The organism is Andreprevotia lacus DSM 23236 (assembly GCF_900176275.1).
GTDB lineage: Bacteria > Pseudomonadota > Gammaproteobacteria > Burkholderiales > Chitinibacteraceae > Andreprevotia > Andreprevotia lacus.
The window spans coordinates 1-22,450 of sequence record NZ_FWXD01000016.1; the positions used below are offsets into that span (position 1 = coordinate 1).

Consider the following 22,450-nt stretch of genomic DNA (forward strand, 5'->3'; position numbering starts at 1 on the left):
AGGTTGCGCAATTCGCGCGCGGCGGCGGGCAGTGTTGTGCGGTCGGCGTGGCGTTGGCCCAGCGCGTGCGCGGCCGCCCAGACGGCGTGCTCGGCGCTGGGCAGGTGGTCGGCAATCAGAATGATTTCGCCGCTGGCCGGCAGGTAAAACCCTTGGCTTTGCGCGGTGTTTCGCGCGCCTGCCGTGCCCTCGCCCAATGGCACGGCGGGGGCGCCCTGCAGCAAGGTGCGCGCTTCGCTGGCGCTTTGCACCACGCGCAGGCTGCCGTTGTGCCAGTCGGCAAGGGCGTGGTCGAGCGTGCGTTGCAGTGCGGGGGCAGCCATGCCGCGCGTGCTGCCCTGGGCTGGCGCGGTGCGGTGTGGCACAGCGCTGCGGCGCTCGGCTTCGTCCAGCATGTGGGCAAGGGTGGCGCGTTCCAGCGGGCGCAGCGGCCGGCCTTGTCGTGCGCGTGCGACCGCTTGCACGGTTTGCGGCACGCTCAGACGCCGGCCATCCATGCCGGGGCGGTTGCGCCACCATGTGGTCGGCCGGCCGGGGCCGGCGCAAGAGATCGCCCGCATCGCGCAAGACATCGACGATCATCACCCCGGCCTGAAACGCGATGCGGTGCTGATAACCAGCATTCCCGGCATCGGCAACACCACTGCCGCCAAGATGCTGGCCTATGTGGGCGATGTGCGCCGTTTCGAATCTGCCAAGGCACTGGCGGCCTGGCTGGGCGTGTCACCTCGGCAACGGCAATCGGGCAGTTCGGTGAGAGGCCGGACCATGCTCAGCCGTGCCGGTCACCGCAGTGCGCGCACCGCGCTGTACATGCCGGCGCTGGTGGCGCTGCGCCACAATCCTGCCCTGCAGGCATTTGGAGCACGCCTGCGCGCCAACGGCTTGGCACCCAAGGCCGTGGTTGGCGCGGCCATGCGCAAACTGGCACATCTGATCTTCGGGGTGGTGCGCTCAGGCGTGCCATTCGATGCACAAATGGCAATGCCCAAGCTTGACGTTCAAGACGGTATCTGACCCCAATTTTTGCTCAGTTTTCGGATTTCGACGCATAACTTACATTGGTTCGTCGCAATACACTGAAACAAAATCATTTTCCATACGATGGACTCCAAGCATTTGCTCCGCCCCCTTCCCAAGAGAAAACCAAAAGCGAACATCTACCCAACCCTCAACATATACAGTTGACAAAGTCAACTCCCCCGCAGCGATAATTTCATCTCGATATTCGGAGGTTCTAGCAAAATTTTGCGCCGAGGCGTCAAACACTTCAAGCCGCTCAACAAAGTCATTTAATAGACTCAGATTTTCCTCGCCATCAAGAAACCGATCACCCCCTCTTATATATACAAGCAACTCTCGACCCTTATAATCAAGTTGGCACGCCCAAAGTCCGTTTTCAAAGATAAAAAAATCTTTAGTCAGTTGTATCATATCATCTATCCTTTGAAAGAACAGTTGGGCGCTCAATAAGACCGGACTGTGGAATAAGTCCACCATTGGCAAGAGTCTTGGGATGTGTTGCTCTCCAATCAAATGCCTCTTTTGCGGTCCGCCAAGTTTTGTAATCCAAATACTTTTCAGTTTCCTTCAAAATTCGAACAGGAACGATATCCACATTAGATGCTTGTTGAGCCGCCGAAAGCCTGCGGTTATCAAGGGTAATTAATGTTCCGTCGGGGCGCTCAATAACAATCAATGGATTTTCTTGCGACCATTTCCAACCACCAGACTCCATAATCTGGAGATAGTTATTTTCAGTAATCGTACGCTGACTAAAGCGAATATCATTTGGTCTAATCCAAGCCTCACGTCCAACTCCTGCCGGCACTTGGATTGTGTCTGTTTTTACTTCTCTAGCCTTGTTTGGAACAAGGTCCTTTTGCGCCTCCACCCCCAACCCAACATCACCCGCCCCCCGCGCAGCACGCTGCCCATCCCCACCAGCCAGCATCTCAGCCAGCACCGCACCAACCTGCGCACCCTCATTCTGGCGCATGCCGGCATAGCGGCCAAACCAGCCTTGCAGTTTGTCGGCAAAGCGCGCCTGCACGTCGAGTACGCCTTCGCGCTGGGCCTGCGGCATCCGCACGCCATAGCGCTGTTGCAGTGCATGCCAATCGCCGCTGTGGCGGGTGGCAGCCAGCTCGGCCAGTGCGGCTTCGGCGGCTTGCTGGCGCTGCGCTGGCGTGTTGTCGTCCAGCCCGCGCTGCCGGGCGATGGCGCTGGCCAGTGCGTTCACACTGCGGTTTTGCCGGGCCACCAGCGCCAGGTTGCGCAATTCGCGCGCAGCGGCGGGCAGTGCTGTGCGGTCGGCCTGCTGGTGGCCCAGCGTCTGCGCAGCCGCCCAGACGGCGTGCTCGGCGCTGGGCAGGTGGTCGGCAATCAGGATGATGTCGCCGCTGGCCGGCAGGTAATACCCTTGGCTTTGCGCGGTGGTGTGCGCGCTTGCCGTACCTTGGCCGCCCAGCGGTACGGCGTCGGTGTTCTGCAGCAAGGTGCGCGCTTCGCTGGCGTTTTGCACCACGCGCAGGCGAACGTTCAATGCACAAACGACGATGCCCAAGCTTGGCGTTCAAAACGGTAGCTGACCCCTGATTTCTCACGCGACGGCAGGCAGTGCGGTCGGCCTTATTGCAGAATTGTCCAGATTTTCTCGAATTTCCTAGATCAATCGATATGTTTCATTATCAAGGTCATCTGCACGCAAATAAACCCTCCGAATTGAAGAATCAGGAGAGACCAGGGTCATCGAATACGGATTATCACTAGAATCGGGAAGCAAGCACTCCGAATTCAATACACGAGAAAAATTTGCTGCAATCAAAGAAAAATCGGGATTCAGCTCAGGGGCCAATAATTCAACAGACAAATGGATTTGAAAGTCGCCGGCAACCTCCGTACTAATGGAAAGTATCTTTATGCCACTTGGCAATGTCTCTTCGGGGTACCCATTTATAGAAACTACAAAGTTCTCAGGCACCCCAAAGACAATCGAAAGGCTTTCCCTTACCTCTGACAGGGAAACCATTTTTTTTACAATCAAATCAAATCCGCTCATTGCCTTTTTAACCCCAAAATCTCTAATGCACCTTGTCTTGCAGATGCATCGATTTTCATATTATCAAGAATCAATTTAGCCCTTGCGGTATTACCAAACTGATTATACACGCCGAGCGCCTTGAAAGCCTCTCGACTCAATGTGTAAAAGCCATCACCAGACATTGGAAACAGGGTTCCGTCATGGTATCCATAAACACGGTTATTCACAGATATGGTGTTCCCCCGGACGATTCCTCGGCCAGCTCGGATCGCCGCCACGTCCTCTACAACATTTACCGTGGGAGCAATAACCGTATTCTGCTCTTTCGGTAGTGACTTTTGATTGATCTTTTCCAGGTAATGTCGACGATTTGGGGCCTTAAGATCGCTCAACCGGCCAGGTGCACTAGCATTTTTTCCGGCATCTACTTCCGCGTCCGAGCTTGGAGCCGCTCCGTCTGAAACCCGGTACTCCCGCCCCGCCTCCCCTGCCAACCCAACATCACCCACCACCCGCTCAGCACGCTGCCCACCCCCACCAGCCAGCATCTCGGCCAGCACCGCACTGCCCTGCGCGCCCTCATTCTGGCGCATGCCGGCATAGCGGCCAAACCAGTCTTGCAGTTTGTCGGCAAAGCGCGCTTGCACGCCGAGTACGCCGTCGCGCCGGGCCAGTGGCATGCGCACGCCATAGCGCTGTTGCAGTGCATCCCAATCGCCGCTGTTGCGGGTGGCGGCCAGCTCGGCCAGCTCGGCCAGCTCGGCCAGTGCGGCTTCGGCGGCTTGCTGCCGCTGCGCCGGCGTGTTGTCGTCCAGCCCGTGCTGGCGGGCGATGGCGCTGGCCAGTGCGTTCACACTGCGGTTTTGCCGCGCCACCAGCGCCAGATTGCGCAATTCGCGCGCGGCGGCGGGCAGTGTTGTGCGGTCGGCGTGGCGCTGGCCCAACTCGTGCGCGGCCGCCCAGACGGCGTGCTCGGCGCCGGGCAGGTGGTCGGCAATCAGGATGATGTCGCCGCTGGCCGGCAGGTAATACCCTTGGCTTTGCGCGGTGGTGTGCGCGCCTGCCGCACCTTGGCCGCCCAGCGGTACTGCATCGGTGTTCTGCAGCAGGGCGCGCGCTTGGGCGGCGCTTTGCACCACACGCAGGCCGCCATTTAATACACAAATGACGATGCCCAAACTTGGTGTTCAGGACGGTATCTGACCCCAAGTTTGGTGGGTTTTGACAGGCTTCGCCCCGGACTTCTGGACTATTTATAGTTCTTCTCTTGGGCAAGCCAATTTTTCAATGCGATCAAGCCGGGTGCGATAACATCATTAGATGAAGTGGAAACATCGTAGAGCTGAGTGCTCGTGTCGCATCCCTTCAAAAACTCCCATATCGCTTTCTGCCCCCAATTGGGGATGTCAGCCCACAAGCTCGAATTTTCTGGGAAATTCTTTAAAACATCAATTATCGCCCCAATGGTCTCATCCTTGGTGTAGATGCCAGAATTATATGCCTCAACGTACGAATTAATTCGTTTAGAATCTGCGTTCACCGTGCATATCCCCTCATGATTTCCACTATTTGGTCTGCATAGTCCCAAGCCTGAGAATGCCAGCTATCTTGAAGACCACCAAACTCTGGAGATGCAGTTTGTTTAATAAAGGTACGCTGATTCCACACCCCCAAGCTCTCAAATTTCTCTAACTCGTACATTTCATGAGCGATATGCGCCACCGCCGCCTCATCGCTGGACAGCAAATTCTCACTTAAGCGAACCGGAATCATATTATTAATATTCTTCATACCATCCCAAGTCATGATCGCCGCTAAATTAGCGCCCAAATAGTTACCAGTTTGCCCATATTCCGCCATTGCCCCAACTTTGTTTGAAAGCAACGATGGATCCACAAAAATAACATACACATCATCCGGAATGTACACGCCCATCTCTCTGGCAAGGTTAAGCATATATTCGCGGGTCCGGATTACATTGCCTGCATTTTGTTGATAAACAAGCTTGGGGGCTTGTCCAGTACCCAGCAATTCTCTTGCAACAGTACTCTTTGGGATATCGTGTTCCCGCCCCGCCTCCCCTGCCAACCCAACATCACCCGCCACCCGCGCAGCACGCTGCCCATCCCCACCAGCCAGCATCTCGGCCAGCACCGCACTGACCTGCGCGCCCTCATTCTGGCGCATGCCGGCATAGCGGCCAAACCAGTCTTGCAGTTTGTCGGCAAAGCGCGCTTGCACGCCGAGTGCGCTGTCGCGCCGGGCCAGTGGCATGCGCACGCCGTAGCGCTGTTGCAGCGCGTCCCAATCGCCGCTGTGGCGGGTGGCGGCCAGCTCGGCCAGTGCGGCTTCGGCGGCTTGCTGACGTTGTGACGGCAGGCTGTCGTCCAGCCCACGCTGGCGGGCGATGGCGCTGACCAGTGCGTTCACACTGCGGTTTTGCCGTGCTACCAGCGCCAGGTTGCGCAATTCGCGCGCGGCGGCAGGTAGCGCTGTGCGGTCGGCCTGGCGCAGGCCCAACTCGTGCGCGGCCGCCCAGACGGCGTGCTCGGCGCTGGGCAGGTGGTCGGCAATCAGGATGATGTCGCCACTGGCCGGCAGGTAAAACCCCTCGCTTTGCGCGGTGTTGCGCGCGCCTGCCGTGCCCTCGCCCAATGGCACGGCGGGAGCGCCCTGCAGCAAGGTGCGCGCTTCGCTGGCGTTTTGCACCACGCGCAGGCGGCCGTTGCGCCAGTCGGCAAAGGCGCGATCGAGCGTGCGCTGCAGTGCGGAGGCTGCCATGCCGCGCACACTGCCTGGTGCTGGCGCGATGCGGTGTGATGCAGCGCTGCGGCGCTCGGCTTCGTCCAGCATGTGGGCGATGTGCGCCGCTTCGAATCTGCCAAGGCGCTGGCGGCCTGGCTGGGCGTCTCGCCCCGACAGCGGCAATCGGGTAGTTCGGTGAGAGGCCGGACCATGCTCAGCCGCACCGGCCACCGCAGCGCCCGCACCGCGCTGTACATGCCGGCGCTGGTGGCGCTGCGCCACAATCCTGCCCTGCAGGCCTTCGGCGAACGGCTGCGCGCCAACGGCTTGGCACCCAAGGCCGTGGTTGGCGCGGCCATGCGCAAGCTCGCGCATCTGATCTTCGGGGTGGTGCGCTCAGGCATGCCATTCGATGCACAAATGGCAATGCCCAAGCTTGACGTTCAAGACGGTATCTGACCCCTGACTTCCACTTACTTCCCTCAATCAAACGGCACGAATTTTATCCAAGTTTGAAGCTGATCTAGCGCAATGCCACTTACATTGCTCAACACCTGAACAAACCTTTCATATGCAATATCGCTAGATACAATCCGCAATTGATCAATACCACGACTAGCAACATTCAAACTATTGAAATATAAATTTGATACTTCACCAATTGCATTATGCACATCTGCCTCTGAAAAAAAATTGAGCGGAACAACGTACTCCCCCATTTCCGGAGGCTTGAATATGGCCTCATTTATATCCCCCCCCCCAATCTCCGCACCACAATGCGTGCAGACATCAGGGTTGCTCGACATTTTCAGGCATGCGTAGCAAGTATACTTGCCAATCGGTTGAATTATCTTGTCGCCTTTCATTTACATCTCGCTTATAAAGACTGGAATTACGGGTGCAGTACTATTTCCACCCCAATAAACCCTCATTGACAGCAAATCATCCACAGAGACAGATTGACCGTTTTGAGGGTCAAACATATTAACGGTACCGTCGGCAAATCGCTCCGCACTGAATACATGGCTCAACTGATTACGTTTAGGACCAACAAACATTGCATATTGACCAACAGGTGCATCTTCGGCATAAGGTGATATAGCCAACGGCTTCTCTTTTGCACCTGTTGCGACTCGAATTATGCGCACAGCCTCTGGCATTTGAATTCCTCGCGAAGGATCGACTGATGCCACGATGCGCTCTACATCATCAGCTGTCATAAATACGCCGCCTAGCCGGTCGGTCATATACGATGCCACACACGCAATGCAATTTTGCTTCTTTGCAGATGGATTCCACCGCGTCGTAGTTGGCGCGTCCCATGCGGCACCGATATGCGACTCCATGTTTGCTTCATTCGCAGCAAAATCACGATCGCCGTTTTGTACCAATAGTCCCTTGTTTGGAACCCGGTTTTCTCGCCCCGCCTCCCCTGCCAACCCAACATCACCCGCCCCCCGCGCAGCACGCTGCCCATCCCCACCAGCCAGCATCTCAGCCAGCACCGCACCAACTTGCGCACCCTCATTCTGGCGCATGCCGGCATAGCGGCCAAACCAGCCTTGCAGTTTGTCGGCAAAGCGCGCCTGCACGTCGAGTACGCCTTCGCGCTGGGCCTGCGGCATCCGCACGCCATAGCGCTGTTGCAGTGCATCCCAATCGCCGCTGTGGCGGGTGGCAGCCAGCTCGGCCAGTGCGGCTTCGGCGGCTTGCTGGCGCTGCGCTGGCGTGTTGTCGTCCAGCCCGTGCTGGCGGGCGATGGCGCTGGCCAGTGCGTTCACAGTGCGGTTTTGCCGCGCCACCAGCGCGAGGTTGCGCAATTCGCGCGCGGCGGCGGGCAGTGTTGTGCGGTCGGCGTGGCGCAGGCCCAACTCGTGCGCGGCCGCCCAGACGGCGTGCTCGGCGCCGGGCAGGTGGTCGGCAATCAGGATGATGTCGCCGCTGGCCGGCAGGTAATACCCTTGGCTTTGCGCGGTGTTTCGCGCGCCTGCCGCACCTTGGCCGCCCAGCGGTACTGCGTCGGTGTTCTGCAGCAAGGTGCGTGCTTGCTCGGTGCTTTACACCACGCGCAGACGACCGTTCAAGCACAAACGGCGATGCCAGGGCTTGGCGTTCAAGACGGTATCTGACTCTGGATTTCTACAGTGGAATTTTTTGGAAAATCAAATTACCATGACATGCACACCATTTGCACTTTCATCAATATTTAATTCCACCCACCCAGCTTTTTGCCACAAAGAGAATAGCTTCTCGTAGCTATTTGTCTTTTCCTCGCCAACTTCGCCTCCGCCTGGACCGATTTCCCAAACAGACCTGCCTTGCCGCTTTGCGGTAATCAGCATCGCTCCCAAATCAGCAACGGCCTGAATTGCTTTCTTTGAAAACAACTCATAGAGAACGTATTCTGACGTATTCTTTTCCAAAAGATTTTGAAATACAAAACCTTCAAGATATGTGGAAGGTAGATTGTAGTCCTCCCACTCCTTTTCTCGTTGATGAGCCAACTCTATCAGTGACATCACATGCCTCCACTAATTATTAGATGACCAATAAGTCTATCTACTTTTTTAACAGCCCCGAAGTGCGCATTGTCAATGAGGCCCTGTATCTTAGGTGGCGTCATTTTCCCTCTACTTAGTGCATTCCACAGATCCTGCATTTCCGTGTATTCGTGTGCAAAAGCAGCTACGGTACCGCGACTACTCAGGAGAGTACTCTCAGGAATACTCACTACAGAATTTCCACCGAACATCTGCTGCCAGCCGATGCGCTCGTTATCAAAGAATTGTAAATTCTTACCGTAGGCGGCTAGCTTATTTCCACCATATAGCTCTGCGAAGATAGAGTCGGGCACAGCGTTATATTGAACCATCATGCCTCCACCATGATCTACGAGGACTCTACGCGAGTCTAATACTCGATAGTCAACAAGATTTTCGTTGAATGCCCCCCTTTCGTCGGCAAAATTCAACGCATTTTCCATGCTTGGTACTGACGTCCTATCCCGAGTAAAAAGGTGTTCGGTAACTTGGGGGATCTCACCCGTAGCGTAACTCCCACGTCGAGTCGCAGCGCCTAACAACGTAGTGCTGTTTGGAGCAGGGACTTTTTGTGCACTCTCCTTTGCCCCGACCAGCCCAACATCACCCACCCCTCGCTCAGTGCGGCCCCCATCCCCACCAGCCAGCATCCCTGCCAGCACCGCACTGACCTGCGCGCCCTCATTCTGGCGCATGCCGGCATAGCGGCCAAACCAGTCGCGCAGTTTGTCGGCAAAGCGCGCTTGCACGCCGAGTGCGCCGTCGCGCCGGGCCAGTGGCACGCGCACGCCATAGCGCTGTTGCAGTGCATGCCAATCACCGCTGTGGCGGGTGGCAGCCAGCTCGGCCAGTGCGGCTTCGGCGGCTTGCTGACGTTGTGACGGCAGGCTGTCGTCCAGCCCGTGCTGGCGGGCGATGGCGCTGGCCAGTGCGTTCACGCTGCCGTTTTGCCGTGCTACCAGCGCCAGGTTGCGCAATTCGCGCGCGGCGGCGGGCAGTGTTGTGCGGTCGGCGTGGCGCTGGCCCAACTCGTGCGCGGCCGCCCAGACGGCGTGCTCGGCGCTGGGCAGGTGGTCGGCAATCAGGATGATGTCGCCGCTGGCCGGCAGGTAATACCCTTGGCTTTGCGCGGTGGTGTGCGCGCTTGCCGTACCTTGGCCGCCCAGCGGTACGGCGTCGGTGTTCTGCAACAAGGTGTGTGCTTGCTCGGTGCTTTGCACCACGCGCAGGGTGCCGTTGCGCCAGCCGGCAAGGGCGTGGTCGAGCGTGCGCTGCAGTACAGGTGCAGCCAGGATGGCGTTGCCGATCTGCTGGGTGTCACGGTTTAGCTGGGTGCGTTCATTGATGCCCGCAGTGCGCGTTGTGGTGCTGTGGCTGGCCTGCAGGTCGCTGTCTGGCGCTGCTGCCGGGTTGAGAAGCGGCGTTTCCTGTGCCGCCAGCCCAGCCAGGTGCGGGTCGGCCTTGGTCGATGTTCGCGCATCCGCTTCGGCAGCGGCCCATGCTGGGACTTGAACCTGCTCGGCCGCGTTGCTTGCTGTTAGCGGATGCATGGGGCGGCCGGCAAGCGGGCTATTGGCCGGGAGTTCGTTCCCGGAATCCTGCTGCAGGTCTGCCGCAGCGATGTGTGTGCGGCCGTCGGTGTGTTCGGCACGGATCAGTGGCGCCGCCGCATCCAGCACATCATGCACCGTACCCCGCTGCGCGCCGGTATCGGCGGTTGCCGGGTCGAACTGGCGGCCGCTCTGGCTGGCTGGCGGGTCGATGCGTGGCGCTTCTTGCTGCGCTGCCTGCTCGTCGCTTGCCAGCTGCCGGCGCGCGGCAACAGCGTCGCCACGGTCAGCGGCAACGCCCTCTTGCCCTGCCGGTGGCAGTTGGCGACCACGCGGGTCCGGCAGGGATGCAACGTCATCGACCGGCCCGACTGAGGGGTGCGGCCGGGCCGGGCTGGCAGCCGGCTGATTGGCTGCAGCCGGCGCGTCGGCGCGTTGCTCGACGTCGTGCGCCATGAGCGCCTCATCGGCATGGTTGTCGAGCGCATCGCGTACGGCATTCAGGCCACGCTGTGCCTGCATGGCCATGCCGATTTGATCGGCAGACAGTGGGCGCGAGATGCCGGTGTCCGGGTCGATCTGTGCTTGCAGGGCCTGGCCGCGTGTTTCGGCCAGCGCACCCGCCAGTTGTACGGTCTGGGCGGCCGTTTGCATGGCCGCGGTCCGGCTTTGCCACGCGTGCTGCACTGCATCGGCGGTGTTGATCGTGCCGCCCATTACCGCGCCGAGGGTGCCGCCCAGGGTTGCCGCTTTGCCAACGCCGGACGTCAAGTCCTGATCCGGCGCATAGGTAATCCGAGCACCCACATTCTGGGCAAACTGGCCGCCACCTTCATCCAGGCCTTCTTCGCCTGCCTCTTTCAATAGCGTGCCGGCAATCTGCCTGGCCAGCTGGCCACGGGTCAGGTTTGCCGCTTCGCCGGCCACCATGTGGTTGAGGAAGCGTGCTTCAACACCGCCGCCCAGCGTTGAAGCCACCGCGGAGATCGGCGCTGCGACCAGCCCGGCAACGTTCCCGGCCTGCTCGGCCTCGGCATCGCTGCGGCCGTTCTGCCGCGCTTGCTGCTGGGCAGAGGTGCCGGCGTCGGCGGCGCCGAGCACTGTATTGACGCCGACATTGGCCAGCGCCATGCGCCCCAGCGCTTGCGCTGCCGTCGCGCCGCCGCGTGCGGCCAGCATGGCTTTACCAACCAGGCCAAGCTGCGGCAGTTGCTGCACGATCATGCCTTGCACATAGCTGGGGTGTGCCGCCAGCGCTGCCAGGGTGTCTGTCACGCCGCGCGCTTCGTCGACATCCCTGCCTGCCTGCTGCAATTCGGGCGATTTCAGTTGCTCAAGGCTGGCTTGGTTGCGGTCAAAGCCTTCCGCAACCAGGGCATAGCCCTTGTCGACCGGATCGAGCAGGCCCGGCGCAAGCAGGCGTACTGGCAGCGTTGCAATATCCGCCTGTTTTTTGCCCACCCATGTGAGCATATTGGCCAGCGAGTTTGCGCCCTGGACCAGGTTGACTGCGGTGTCCTGTGCCTGCTCGGGTGGAACCAGTGCAGCAAGCAGCGCAGCACCGGGGCTAACCAGGGTGGATGGGCGGATGTGCCCGTCGTCGTCCAGCTGGGTGCGCACAAATCTCGACAGGAAACCGGTGAAACTCTGCTTGGCGGCGTTTTCTGCCCGATCCAGGAGGCCGGGTGGCGGGTTGGCTTGCACACGAACCAGCGCATCGTGAATCTGGCGCTTGCGCGCGAACTGGGCAAAATCACCGACGCCGCCCGACGACAGCCAGTCATCCCGCAGCCCCTGCATTCTTGGCGACAAGTCCTGCATATCTTTAGAAGCGCGTACTTCCAGCGCACGCGGGGTATTGCCGGTGCTGCCGTACACGGCGAGGTTTGCCGCATCGGTGATGGCGGGCTGCATGGCCGCATACGCCTTGCCCGGGTCTTGGCCATTGAGCGCCAGCACCGGCGCCCGGTAGGTATCGAACCATGTCCGGCGGGCCTGGGCCTGCCCGGCAGGGCCCAGCTGCTGATAGCCCGGCGCAGTCACCACGTCCTGCAGTGTGGGAACTGGTTGATTGAAAAAAGCGTCGTTGTTGCTCATGCGCGCGCCCAAAAAAAAAGCCCGACCGCACTGGGCGGTCGGGCTGGTATTGAATGAGGGAAACCGGTCATGCCGGGCCATGGCCCGGTGCTGCGGCAAAACCCGGCGCAGCGGTGCGGGCAAAGCAGGCGTAGCGCAGGCCATTAAAACGTGCGGCCAGTGCGCTGCAGGCCGGGTGTTGCGCGTGGTGCTTGGAGCCGCTAACAAAACCCAGTGTATCGGTGCTGGCAAGGCACGCGAAACGCAGACAGAATCTGGCCGTACGGCCAGCGAGCGTAACGCTGCCAGCAGGGTTTTATTAGCGGCTCTTATGGCCTGGACATGCCACCCGTGCTGTCTTGCGACGGGCGGACGGCGTCAAAGATGTTGCGGTATTCGGCCGCCATGGCCTGGCGCTTGGCCGGGTCTTTTTCCGCGGTGATGGCGTGCACCGCATCGGCCTGGGCGTTGCTGAGCGTATAGTCCCGCGTCGAGGGGTTGATTGTCCGGTATTGGCTGAGCACGCGGGCCGCATTGGTATAGCGATCCGGGTTGTAGCCGGCGGTGCCGGGCGATTCGGACATCAGAATGTATTGGGCCTCGGCCAGCTTGCTGGCTATTTGCCGGACGGGGTCGCTCGCATCATGCGCCCATTGCGCCTGCATGCGGCTTTTCGCCGCGCCGTCGCTGATGCCTTGCAACTTCAGGCGGTTGCTGAAATCTTCCGCGCGGACCTTGTCGCTGTATTGCCGTTCGTTGTCAATGTCGCTCACGCGCTCCGCCCGGTCGCGGTCATGGGTCTTTTGCTCGTAGCCAAAGCCGATCTGCTGCATTTCCTTCTGCCGCTCGTTGGCCGTGGTGGCATCGTCAACGCGCCAGTTGTGCTCCATCTCGGCCTGCGCCGCCTGCTTGGCTGCCACGTAGTCTTGCTGTGTTTTCCAGTCATCCAGTTTTTGCTGGTTTTGCGCTTGCTGCACATTCCAGCCGGCGCCGCCGGCCAGTGCGCCCAGTACGCCATCGATCAGCCCTGCCATGCGTTTTGCTCCTGTGCGGCGGCCGCTTGCGGGCCGGGTGCGGGGGCCGCAGGTCCTGCACCCGGCGCGAGGTGCCGTGTCTTGAAGCGGGCAATTGCCGCTGGCAGGATCTGGCGTGCGAACCGGCCTGCCGTGCCCGGCGGGATACCGCCGATATGCTCGGCGAACTCGGCCACCACGAGGCAGATGGCCGGCAAGGCAACCGTGATCGAGCGTGGATCGGTATTCTGGCCGGTCTGCTGCTGCAGATCCCGGTTGGCGGCAACCAGCAGATTCACGGCCATGTCACCGCCTTCGTCCTCGTCCACCTTGCCGTCTGCCATCAACTGCTGCCGGGCCACGTCCATAGCGCCCTGGCCGTAAAGAATCCGTGCTGCGATCAGCGCCATCTGCATTGGTTGCGGCAATGGCCGGCCTTGCGGTTGTTGCTGCGGTTGTTGCTGCGACAGGGCAGCATTGATCAATCCAGCCATTATTTGCCCCCGAAGTTACTTGCTGTTCCCAGTGCTACATCCTTGGGCACGGTGCGATAGCGACGCAGCTCGTCACGCGCTTCTTGCGTCATCTGTCGCTGATAATCGCGCTGCGCGTCTGCCGCGCGCGCGTTGTTCCACGCCTGGACGCCGCCCAGAATCGCGGCATTGATCAGCCCCTTGGCGCCGGTATCTTGTGACTTGTACCAGTCGTATGCGCCGCCCAGGGCAGAGCCGACGCTGCCAAAGAAACTCATGTTCGTCTGCGCGTCTGCGCCGCCAGTCAGCGGCGCAAGGGCATCGATATAGGTTTGCGACCCGCCATAGCTGGAGTCCGTGTTGTTCACCGAGTTGCTGCCATAGCTGGGCTCGTGCCCGAACAGGTCCTTCCAGAAGTCGGACCCGCTGTCGTCAAAGAAACCGCCAAAATCGCTCATCTCGTTACCCCATGAAATTGCTTGCACTGGCCAGCTGATAGGCTGTAACCGAATTGGGCACCGTTGTTGCACTCGTTGCGGAGGTTGCGGGCCTGGCCGGGGTATTGACAACCAGCGCCCCGTTGCCGCTGCCATAGCCGCCACGGTTGCCGCCGGAGGAGGCGGAACCATCCGATCCCCCGTCGGCGATGCCCCTGCCAATTTGCGTGCCCACCCAGCCGCCGATCGGCCCACCCAGCGGGGTTCCCGTCAAACTGCCCAGCAAGGAACCCGTGAAATTGCCCACCGTGCCGCTGGCGCCTTGCGTATCGCCACTGCCCAGCTGCCCGCCGATGGTGAGGCCGGTTTTGGCGATGCCGTTGACCAAGCCGTTGCCCGGCACGACACTGGCGACCTTGCCCAGCGTGTTCCAGCCCAGTTTGCCGTTGACGGCATCTTGGGCGATATCCAGGCCGGTCACGAGCGCTGAAAGACCGGGATTGAGGAAACTCAATGCTATTTTCCCCACGGTCAATGCACTATCCATCGCTTGCGCGCCGTCATAAGAGGTCACCAGCGCGGAAAATGGATTGGTATTGGCGGCCGTCTCCAGATAACTCATGCCGGTTTTATTCAGCAGATAGGCCTTTACCGATGAACTCATGTCATCGCTGTTCAATACGGCATCACGCTGTTGCTGCCTGGTATAGTTTGGATTGCCGTTTTCCAGGCTGCCTATCGGCCCATCGTGCGTACCGTGCTTGCCATTGACATTTTCAAGCGCGGCTTGCGTAGCACGATCATTGTCGTAGCCATTGAGCGCATCAGTTAACGTGCCGGCTTGCCTGCCGCCACCACCATAGCCACCACCAACTGCTTTCGTGCCAGCGCCCGTGCTCTGGCCGCCGCTGTCAAAACCACCCGTCGTGCCAACCCCGCCATACCCATACCCCCCCTGAGTGCCACCTGAATCCGCCATTTTCCGACCTCAAATATCCAAGGCGTCAAGCGAATAGGGATACTTCCCGGTCGCTTCCGCGTTGCCAAATATCAATTTATTTATATTGCGTACTGCATCATCCTTGTTATCGATATTCGACAGCTGAATGTTTTGCACCGCGTTCAGGTAGTTTTCCATTTTCGAGGCATTGAAGCTGGCAATATTGTATTTTATCTGCCACGCAAGTGTTTTTCTTGCCAATTCATTGGTTATATTGGCCTGATTGACCTGCTGCTCGAATTGTTTCTGCTTTAATTCATAGTCTTTATCATAATTTCGCTGTGTTTGATCATAGGTCTGCTGGAATTGACTCTGCTTTTGCTCACGGTCAAGCGTATTCTGCCCGGCGGTGAATTCCTGCTGTTGTTTCTGATTGCGCAAATTGTAATCACCCTGAATCCCGGTGAGTTGCGCATTGATCAAGCCTTGATTCTTTGCCAGGCCAAACTGATTCAAGGCATTCTGGTTGGCATTGGCTGCCGTCTGGTAGGCCCCGGCATCTGCGCTGGCGATATTGATCGCCTGGCCGATGGCGGCCTCGGTGCCGGCGCCGGCGGCAATCGAGCTGTTGAGCAAGCCACGCCCGTTGGCCTGCTCCATGGCCAGCCGGCGCGCCTGCTGGATAACCGGGCTGTCGGCCGATAGCACCTTGCCAAGCTGGTTGCTGGTGAGCTCGTCTGCGCTGACGCCGCGCGTCATGGCGCTTTGATAGCCACTCTCCGGCGAGAAATTCAGCTTGGTATCCACCGTCATCAGGGGTTCAGTCTTGGTGGTCCCATACTGGTTGCCCCACATGCCGGCGATATTGGCGTTGCCGGCTGCCAGCGATTCCATCGAGGTGGCACGGCTGAAGGTAGTGTCCTTGCCGCCGCTGCTGAAGGTGGCGCTGCCGTCGGCATTGCGGGTGAGCGTGCCGCCGGCCCAGCTCTGCGTATCGCCACTCTTGCTGTTGTCCCAGTAGTTGTTCCAGTCATTGCGGGCCTGGCTGCCGATAACGGGGTTCAGGGGCTGATCAGGGGTGCTGGCCATCCGGGTGGCTCCTGTTGGTGAGGGTGGGAATGGGGCGGCCTTCGCAGGCAGCGCGTTCTGCCGCACGGCGCTGCACCAGCCCCGGCAGTTGCCGGCCGCCGGCATACACCCAGCGGCCCAGCTCGGCACAGGCGCCGGGCAGATCGCCGGCGTTGGCCTTGCGCACGATGCCGCTGTCGCAAAAGCGCGCATTGCCGACATTGAAGGCAAACGAGAGGAAGGCCGCCTTCTGGCCGTCGCTCAGCGGGCGCTTGATGCAGTTGAGTGCATCGGCATGCTTGAGCAGGTCGGCATACAGCTGGGCATCGCACTGCGCGGCGGAGAAGGTCTGACCCATGCGCAGCTCGGGCCCGGTATGGCCGACGCAGCTGGTGAGGATGCCGACCGGGTCGCGGTAGGTGTGATCAACGCGCCCTTCGAAATGGCTGGTCAGGCTGGCGGCCAAGGCCAATGCACCTGCACCGAGCAGCGCCAGCAAACGGGTCTTAGTCGCGCTCATTGCCGTGCTCCTGCGGGCTGGCGCGCCACCAGCGCAGGTATTTGGGCAGCAACAGGCCCACCTGCAGCGCCAGATAGAGCAGCGTGGCAATCGCCACCCAGTCATTGAGGGTGATGCTGCTGGCCGCAGCAGCGGCGAGGCCAATGGCCGAACGCGCCACGGCGCTGGCCGTGTCTTCATTGGGGGTCATGGGGGCTCCGGATGGTTCGATGAGGTGGCCAGGGGTTGGCCGGACTGGCTGAGAAGCGCGAGGCACCAGGGTTTGACGGGCAGCGCCATGCTGCCGGCACGAGTGATCCCCCGGCCCGGCCGCGCAGAGCCTGAGATCACGACAGGAGCTGCAGCGCGGTACTTGGCACCACCAGCAAAACCCAGCTGACGGCGCCAGGCTTATTGACGGTACGGTTTGCTCCGCCAGCATGCCGCCTGCCTTGCCTGCACCGCCGCAGCGGGTTGTATCAGCGGCAGCTACTTCACGCGCAAATAGCCAACGGCAGACGTTGCCAGGTTGCTGTAGTCGTCGTACACCGGCGCTGCAACTCCCACGTAATCCGCCTGATTGAAATCGGGAATGCGCAGAATGGTCGACACCGCATAGTTGTGCGGCAACACATAGCGCCCGGCATGGCAGTACCAGGCTTGCGAGATGGCCGGTTTGACGCTGAGCCAGCGCAGCCGCCAGTTGATGCCATCGTTGCTCCAGGCCAGTGCAGGGAAAGCACCGTATGACGACGCGAAGCCAAGATAAGCACGACTGGCGTCGTGCGAAAGACGGAAAAAGGTCTGCCCGATCAAGGTGGCGTTGAACGGCAAGGTACGCGCCTTCCAGCCGCTGAAATCGCTGGTGGTGTGATAAGCCGGCGTATTGGTCATAAACATCCAGCTGCCCGCAGCCCATGCTGCCTGGCCATAGGTTGCGGGCAGGGTGAAGCTGTTGAACGTCACGCCATCGGCCGACCAGTACGCTCCGGGCGAACCACTCTGCAAAATGACAAAGGTATTGCCCCCCGCATACACCGCAGGCTGGGCACCGATGCTAATTGCCCGTGGCGTCGCCGTGGCACCATCCACCGTGGTGACCGCCGTGGCGGTGCTGCCATTCTGCACCACGAACAGCGCCTGATTCGCCGTCGCCGCAGCACGGATCTGGCCGGACAGCGTACCCGACGGGCCATTGGCACCCGCAGTGTAGCTGGTTCCCGTGGTCGACCAGGCCAGCCTGGATGTCGCACCATCATTGCCGGCAATAATGAAGCGACCGCTGGCGGCCACCCAGGCCACTGCATGCACCGGCAGGCCCAAACCAGGATTGACCAGGCTGTAGCTTGCCCCCCAGTCGGTCGATACCAGCACCGAAGTGCTGCCAGTCGTAACGACAACACTCCCTGCACCATTGTCGGCCGCCTGGATGACCGTGATGTTGGCGCTGTTGCTGGCCAGCAACCCCGACACCTTCAAATGTTCCAGCTGGGCAGCAGCCGGATAAGCACTAGCTGGCAAAAAAGAGCCGCTGCGCAGCCACACCGAACCATCGGCCTTGACGACGGTATCACCCGATTCCGGCAGCCAGCTCATGTCGCCGATACTGCTGCCGCCCGACGTAGCGGTTGCCTGCGGCAAGCCCGCGTTATAAACACTCATCCCATCCCCCCTCAATACAAGGCCACAACCGGCGATAGCGACAGCCATGTCGGCAGTGCAGAGATCGCCGCCACCGGCGCCGCCACCAGCAAGGTGCCGGCGTCGAGCTTGAGCTCGCTGCGGATCAGCGCACCGTCGCGTACGTGGTTGAGCAGGCCCACGCTGGCCGACAGGCCGTCGCTGCCGGCGCTGGCCGGAATGGTGGCGCGAAAGCGCGGCGCCAGCTGGCAGATGCGCGTGCCGGCAGTCAGGCTGCCCACTGCGCTAAACGGCGTGCCGCTGACGGTCAACGTCTGGCTGGCCACGCCAGTCACGATGGCCAGCACGCCCTCGGCGGCCTGCGGCGCGGCATTGGCCGGCGCAAACAGCATCAGCAAGGCGCCGGCACGCCAGCCGTCGGCAATGAAATCGCCGCTGACGCGGGTAATGGTCTGTATCGTCACCGCCGCCGCGCCGGTGCTGGCGCTGCCCACCACGGTGCTCACGCTGGCCGTGTACAGCATCAGATCACGCGCGGTGGCATCGCTGCTGGTGGCGGTCAGGTCGATCAGCGTCGCGCCGCCATACAGCGGCGGGGTTGCGCCCGGCGCGGCCGGTTGCTGGTCAACCAGCACGCGGCCCACGGTGCCGCCGGCTGCCGTGAACGTGGTCGGCGGCAAGACCTTGAATACCGCCGGCAAAGTGCCTTCTATGGCCATGAATGTGCTCCCGGAATGTGCAAAGCCCCGCCCGCCGCGACGACGCGTGCGGCCAGGGCCAAGAATGTGAAATAAAACTGCACCGCTGCTGCATGCTCAAAAAACCGGCCAGTCCCCGGCAGGGTCAGCTGCCCGCCACGCCCTGCCGATACGGCAAGCCGCAGGCACTCACAGCAGGTTCCAGAACGCCAGCCGCGCCCGGCGCATCTGCCGTGCCCACGCCAGTTGATCGCTGGCGGCGATGCCCTGCAGATTCACCGCCTGCACCACCCAGCCGGTGGTGGCCAGCTGAGTGCTGTTGTCGCCGGCCTGCGCATGCGGGCCGCGCGGCGTGCCGCTCAGTTGCGGCGAATCCAGCGGCGCGCGGGTGGCAAAGCTCTGCAAGGTGGTCTGGTAATCGGCCTCGGTCAGCTCGAAGCCGCGCCGCGTGGCCGCCAGCAGCTGGGTGGCCTCGTAGCTGCCGACGATGGCGCCGGGCAGATAGTTGTAAGTCCAGTCGAAATAGCGGCTCACCGCACACTCCCCCTCGGTGTCACATAAACCGTGGCCGCGGCCACGCCCCAGGCCGGCGATGCGGCCGACTGCTGCACCAGCATCAGATCAAAGCTCTCGGCCACGCCGCTCAGGTTGGCAGCCACCTCGGCATACATGCCACCGTCGTAGCGGGCGCTGTCGAAGGCCGCCTGGTCGTACAGGCCGCCGGCGCCCAGCGCGCTCAAGGCATGGTCGGACGGTGTGCCGCGCCCATAGTCGTAATCGACGCGCAGCATGAAATCGGTGGGATTGCCGCGCAGCATCTGCAAGGCCAGCCGGTGCAGGCGGCAACGCAGGCCACGATTGGGCACGGCAAAGGCCAGCCGCAAGATGGCGGTGATGCTGGCGCCGTCAAAACTGGTGCCACTGTCGATGCGCACCACGCGGCCGTTATCCAGCCCGGCAAACAGCACTTCCTTGCCGCCGCTGTCGCGCCAGCTGCCGGCGCACACCACACGCGACGGGTAGCGCGTGCGCATCGCGTCCACGCTGCCGTCGGTCATCACGGTAAAGGTCCAGATCACCCGGTCGGCCATCACTAGCCGCAGCTGGCTCTTGTCGCGCGACACAAAGGCAAACTGCGCCTGGCTTACGTCCAGCAACGGCTGCACCTTGCGGCTGAGCACCGCCGAGGCAAAGTCGCCATAGGCCTGCGTGGCCTGCAAGGTGGTCAGGCCGTCGCCGCTCATGTAATACAGCTCGCCCGAGACCTCGCGCGCGCTGTCCAGGCTTGCCCCGGCCGCCTGGCTGGCGATCTTTACCTGGAAATCCTGCTGGCTGCTGCCATACAGCAACAGCACGCGGTCGCGGCAGGTCATCACCATCACCTCGCCGCGATAGCTGACCAGATTGGTCGCCTCGTCGCCCAGCGCCAGCTCGCCCGCCCCCACTTTGGCCATGAAAGTCAGCGGGTCACCCAGCCCGCTGTACTGCACCGAGCCGCCGGCATAGGCCAGAAACAGATAGTTGCGGTGCGCCGCCACCAGAAAGGGCTTGTCGCTGGGCATGCCGGTGCGGATCTGCGCAAACACCGTGCCGTCGAACTCGAAGGCCGGGTTCACCCCGTCCACGCCGTAGATGCGCACATTGCCGGCCGCGCCGCCAAAGTTGTAATTGGCGCTGCGATAGCTGCCGCCCGGCAGCAACACCGGCGCGGCGGGCAGGCTGGCCACATTGGCGCACACATTGCCGCCGATCTTGATGGTTTCACCCACCTGCCAGTTGCCGGTGATGTTGCCCAGCACCACGCTGCCGGCCGCACGGCTGGGCGTGCCGCTCCAGTCGCCATTGTTGACCAGCACGCGCAGCACCAGCGCCGTCGCCCCGCTGGTGCCGCCGGTAATCGTGGCCCCCTGGGTGATCTTGTTGGTAAAGCCGTTGTTGAAGCCCATCGCCGGCGACAGCGCCACCGGCTGCCAGCCGCTGCTGCCGGCGCGGTACAGCACGGCCGCCGTCGCCGCCGCATTGTCGCGCACCGCAAACAGCGTGCCGCCCAGATACATCAAGCCGCGCAGCGGACCACTGCCGGGTACTTCCACCGGGCTGGCGCTACCGTCGTAACAGGTATAGCCGTCGATGCGACGATAGCCACCCTCGCGCACCGCCTCGAAGTTCTCGGCAAACAGCACCTCGCCCGGCTGCACCGCCGCAGCCGGGTCGGCCGCGTTGTAGCCGCCGCGCAGGGCAAAGGAAATCGGCTGCCACTTCATGCCAGGGGCCTCACATCCCAGCGCACCAGTTCGCCGCTGGGGTTCACCAGCCGCGCCAGCATGCGCAGATAATTGGCCTGCGCGGTCTGGTAGACCTCGCTGGCGCTGTCAAAGCCGGCATACAGCATGGCCGCACGCCAGACGATGAGCAGATGATCCTGCTCGTCGGGCAGGATGGGCACATCGCCGTCCGCCTGCAGCTGCTGCGCCTGGCGCAGATAATCGAACTCCAGCAGCGCATCGCGCGCCAGCGGCCGGTCCAGCCGCAACTGGCGCTGGAAATCGACCGCCAGCAACGCGGGCGTGCCCGCCGCCGTGCCGTTGCGCAGCTCCACCAGCGGGCGCAGCTCGTCCCAGGTGCGCCACGACAGCGGCACGACGCGATCCGGATAAACCAGCCGCGCATAGCTGATATCGGGCTGGCGCAGCGGCGGCGTCAGCACCGCCAGGCTGGCCGACTGCACCCCGGCCGCCAGCGGCAGCGAGGCGCGGCACAACATGAAAGGCAGCGGATCGGACTGGCGGCTACCCTGGATCTCGCTCCATGCCTCGGCCACCCAGTCGACAATGCGCCGCTCCATGCCGCGCTGGCCACTCACCCCGGCCGGCCCCTCGCCGGCCAGCCCGCATTCGCGCCAGGTGCGCTGAACCAGTTGCAGATAGTTCATCAGTCGTCGGCAAAGCCGTGGAATTGATACGGCAGCGCCGGCACATCCAGCGACAGCAACTCGTGGCCATCGTGATAGAAATTGGTCTGCAAGGTGTTCTGCAGCTGCTCCAGATAGGGCAGCGGCACCGCCACCTTCACGCCGCGCTGCAGCTGGATGGTCTGGCCGTTGATCGACAGCGTCGGCTCCTTCACCGCCAGCGGATCGGACGACTTGGGAATGGTGATCCAGGCACGCTTGTAGCCACGCACATCGGGGTTGGCAAAATCGGCCGCGCCGGTCGCCGGCTCGGCGGCCGGCACGGCAGCGCCGTCGCCGTCCAGATTGAGGACGGCCGGATCGACAGCCGGATCGGCATTCTTGGCAATACGGGTCATGATGGCTCCGAAGAAAAGAAAACCCGCCAGCGGCGGGTTGATTTGGCATTGCAACTGCGGCCCACCCCGGGCCTGCGACCAGCAGCAGCCCAGTCGCGGGCGGCGGAGAACGGCCATGGCGACGCACAGCGCATCAAGCCCCCGGCCCAGCCGGGCGCCAGACGATGGCGGTGAGCGATGCATGAGCATGCGCTAGCAGGCGCAGCGCGAGGGAGCAGAGTACGTTTGAAGAGCGCGACGCCGCCCAAGCCCCCACCGCGCGATGGCAGCAAACAACACCACAAACCCTGGCAAAAACCCACACCTCACCCTCCCCCACAACCACCCTGTGCCACGAACGAGCGTCAGCGAGGCTCCCTCGCGGCGGCGAGGGCGGGGGGTGTGGAATCAATCTGGGAGGCGCCGTTGCCTCGCTTGC

25 protein-coding genes are annotated in these 22,450 nt (G+C 61.7%); 2 read left to right on the forward strand and 23 right to left on the reverse strand.

The annotated features are described in order from the left end of the window. Positions 1–497: hypothetical protein (locus B9A19_RS22615; protein ID WP_176216937.1), on the reverse strand; the 497-nt coding region annotated here is incomplete at its 3' end. Here B9A19_RS22615 and B9A19_RS13695 point away from each other — a divergent pair. After that, the gene (locus B9A19_RS13695) at positions 496–1,017 is read left to right on the forward strand and encodes a transposase (protein WP_176216938.1); all 522 of its coding nucleotides are present in this window, start codon (positions 496–498) and stop codon (positions 1,015–1,017) included. The genes B9A19_RS22615 and B9A19_RS13695 overlap by 2 nt on opposite strands. A gap of 39 nt (positions 1,018–1,056) precedes the next feature. Here B9A19_RS13695 and B9A19_RS13700 read toward each other — a convergent pair whose 3' ends face one another. The 5 genes from B9A19_RS13700 to B9A19_RS13725 all read right to left on the reverse strand — a co-directional run bounded on the left by B9A19_RS13700 (position 1,057) and on the right by B9A19_RS13725 (position 5,896). After that, complete coding sequence (locus B9A19_RS13700) at positions 1,057–1,434, reverse strand: PIN domain-containing protein (RefSeq protein ID WP_139798834.1); 378 nt, start codon at positions 1,432–1,434, stop codon at positions 1,057–1,059. A 1-nt stretch (position 1,435) separates the two neighbouring features. Next, a complete protein-coding gene (locus B9A19_RS22145) occupies positions 1,436–2,566 on the reverse strand; it encodes a hypothetical protein (RefSeq protein WP_139798835.1) in 1,131 nt (376 codons plus the stop codon). A gap of 99 nt (positions 2,567–2,665) precedes the next feature. Next, positions 2,666–3,061, reverse strand: coding sequence for a hypothetical protein (locus B9A19_RS22150; protein WP_139798836.1), 396 nt, complete (start codon positions 3,059–3,061; stop codon positions 2,666–2,668). Next, positions 3,058–4,221 carry a hypothetical protein gene (locus B9A19_RS22795; protein WP_217807066.1) on the reverse strand — a complete coding sequence of 388 codons (1,164 nt, stop codon included), beginning with the start codon at positions 4,219–4,221 and terminating at the stop codon, positions 3,058–3,060. The genes B9A19_RS22150 and B9A19_RS22795 overlap by 4 nt, the downstream gene beginning before the upstream one ends. A gap of 358 nt (positions 4,222–4,579) precedes the next feature. Next, a complete protein-coding gene (locus B9A19_RS13725) occupies positions 4,580–5,896 on the reverse strand; it encodes a hypothetical protein (RefSeq protein WP_084091376.1) in 1,317 nt (438 codons plus the stop codon). Between the two features lie 9 nt (positions 5,897–5,905). Here B9A19_RS13725 and B9A19_RS13730 point away from each other — a divergent pair, with 9 nt between their 5' ends. After that, entirely contained in the window at positions 5,906–6,247 is a 342-nt protein-coding gene (locus B9A19_RS13730; protein ID WP_176216939.1) for a transposase, read from the forward strand. A 23-nt stretch (positions 6,248–6,270) separates the two neighbouring features. On the opposite strand, the gene B9A19_RS13735 is transcribed toward B9A19_RS13730, so the two are convergent. The 17 genes from B9A19_RS13735 to B9A19_RS13810 all read right to left on the reverse strand — a co-directional run bounded on the left by B9A19_RS13735 (position 6,271) and on the right by B9A19_RS13810 (position 22,032). Beyond that, positions 6,271–6,654, reverse strand: coding sequence for a hypothetical protein (locus tag B9A19_RS13735; RefSeq protein WP_084091378.1), 384 nt, complete (start codon positions 6,652–6,654; stop codon positions 6,271–6,273). Beyond that, positions 6,655–7,824 carry a toxin glutamine deamidase domain-containing protein gene (locus tag B9A19_RS22155; protein ID WP_139798837.1) on the reverse strand — a complete coding sequence of 390 codons (1,170 nt, stop codon included), beginning with the start codon at positions 7,822–7,824 and terminating at the stop codon, positions 6,655–6,657. Between the two features lie 126 nt (positions 7,825–7,950). Beyond that, complete coding sequence (locus B9A19_RS13745) at positions 7,951–8,307, reverse strand: hypothetical protein (RefSeq protein ID WP_084091380.1); 357 nt, start codon at positions 8,305–8,307, stop codon at positions 7,951–7,953. After that, positions 8,307–11,975 (reverse strand): hypothetical protein, encoded by a 3,669-nt coding sequence (locus B9A19_RS13750; RefSeq protein WP_139798838.1) that lies wholly within the window; start codon positions 11,973–11,975, stop codon positions 8,307–8,309. The genes B9A19_RS13745 and B9A19_RS13750 overlap by 1 nt, the downstream gene beginning before the upstream one ends. Positions 11,976–12,283: 308 nt before the next feature. Beyond that, entirely contained in the window at positions 12,284–12,988 is a 705-nt protein-coding gene (locus tag B9A19_RS13755; protein ID WP_084091382.1) for a hypothetical protein, read from the reverse strand. Continuing rightward, positions 12,976–13,461, reverse strand: coding sequence for a hypothetical protein (locus B9A19_RS13760; protein WP_084091383.1), 486 nt, complete (start codon positions 13,459–13,461; stop codon positions 12,976–12,978). Before B9A19_RS13760 ends, B9A19_RS13755 begins: the two co-directional genes overlap by 13 nt. Next, the gene (locus B9A19_RS13765; protein ID WP_084091384.1) at positions 13,461–13,898 is read right to left on the reverse strand and encodes a hypothetical protein; all 438 of its coding nucleotides are present in this window, start codon (positions 13,896–13,898) and stop codon (positions 13,461–13,463) included. The genes B9A19_RS13760 and B9A19_RS13765 overlap by 1 nt, the downstream gene beginning before the upstream one ends. Before the next feature lie 4 nt (positions 13,899–13,902). Beyond that, the gene (locus B9A19_RS13770; protein WP_139798839.1) at positions 13,903–14,556 is read right to left on the reverse strand and encodes a hypothetical protein; all 654 of its coding nucleotides are present in this window, start codon (positions 14,554–14,556) and stop codon (positions 13,903–13,905) included. Positions 14,557–14,865: 309 nt separating this feature from the next. Beyond that, entirely contained in the window at positions 14,866–15,906 is a 1,041-nt protein-coding gene (locus B9A19_RS13775; protein WP_084091386.1) for a hypothetical protein, read from the reverse strand. Further along, positions 15,890–16,405, reverse strand: coding sequence for a lysozyme (locus tag B9A19_RS13780; RefSeq protein WP_084091387.1), 516 nt, complete (start codon positions 16,403–16,405; stop codon positions 15,890–15,892). The genes B9A19_RS13775 and B9A19_RS13780 overlap by 17 nt, the downstream gene beginning before the upstream one ends. Then, on the reverse strand, positions 16,392–16,595 hold the full coding sequence (locus B9A19_RS22160) for a hypothetical protein (RefSeq protein ID WP_139798840.1): 204 nt from the start codon (positions 16,593–16,595) through the stop codon (positions 16,392–16,394). Before B9A19_RS22160 ends, B9A19_RS13780 begins: the two co-directional genes overlap by 14 nt. Positions 16,596–16,873: 278 nt before the next feature. Further along, positions 16,874–18,046 (reverse strand): hypothetical protein, encoded by a 1,173-nt coding sequence (locus tag B9A19_RS22165; protein WP_139798841.1) that lies wholly within the window; start codon positions 18,044–18,046, stop codon positions 16,874–16,876. Positions 18,047–18,057: 11 nt separating this feature from the next. Next, on the reverse strand, positions 18,058–18,744 hold the full coding sequence (locus B9A19_RS13790; RefSeq protein ID WP_084091388.1) for a hypothetical protein: 687 nt from the start codon (positions 18,742–18,744) through the stop codon (positions 18,058–18,060). A 168-nt stretch (positions 18,745–18,912) separates the two neighbouring features. Continuing rightward, positions 18,913–19,257 carry a hypothetical protein gene (locus tag B9A19_RS13795; protein ID WP_084091389.1) on the reverse strand — a complete coding sequence of 115 codons (345 nt, stop codon included), beginning with the start codon at positions 19,255–19,257 and terminating at the stop codon, positions 18,913–18,915. Continuing rightward, positions 19,254–20,987 (reverse strand): hypothetical protein, encoded by a 1,734-nt coding sequence (locus B9A19_RS13800; protein ID WP_084091390.1) that lies wholly within the window; start codon positions 20,985–20,987, stop codon positions 19,254–19,256. Before B9A19_RS13800 ends, B9A19_RS13795 begins: the two co-directional genes overlap by 4 nt. Beyond that, entirely contained in the window at positions 20,984–21,655 is a 672-nt protein-coding gene (locus B9A19_RS13805; RefSeq protein ID WP_084091391.1) for a phage adaptor protein, read from the reverse strand. Before B9A19_RS13805 ends, B9A19_RS13800 begins: the two co-directional genes overlap by 4 nt. Beyond that, on the reverse strand, positions 21,655–22,032 hold the full coding sequence (locus tag B9A19_RS13810) for a hypothetical protein (protein WP_139798842.1): 378 nt from the start codon (positions 22,030–22,032) through the stop codon (positions 21,655–21,657). Before B9A19_RS13810 ends, B9A19_RS13805 begins: the two co-directional genes overlap by 1 nt. Positions 22,033–22,450: the final 418 nt, after the last annotated feature.